1 protein-coding gene is annotated in these 240 nt (G+C 40.4%); it reads left to right on the plus strand.

Translation table 11 applies throughout. The annotated features are described in order from the left end of the window. Positions 1–222, plus strand: a 222-nt coding sequence (locus CI595_RS26490) for a hypothetical protein (RefSeq protein ID WP_205728129.1), incomplete at its 5' end; no start/stop codon positions are given. Between the last annotated feature and the right edge of the window lie 18 nt (positions 223–240).

Raw genomic sequence — 240 nt, forward strand, 5'->3', positions numbered from 1 at the left:
TGTAGGCTAAGTGCAACAGTAGGAGCTATCGTGAAAGCTTTCGAGAATTTTATTGCAGTCATCGCGCCGGTTGTACTTGCATTTGCTCTAATGGATCCCTTTTCAATATGTGGTAAAGCGGAGTTTAATGCAGTAACAGTATCCTGCACATTACTTGCAGTTCCATCTGCTTTAGTAAATGTAACATTACCTGCCGTCGTTTTGGGTTTAACCTCATTCTGAAGATAAGTCAAAAAGTTG

It is taken from the genome of Blautia hominis, assembly GCA_002270465.1.
Taxonomy (GTDB): domain Bacteria; phylum Bacillota; class Clostridia; order Lachnospirales; family Lachnospiraceae; genus Blautia; species Blautia hominis.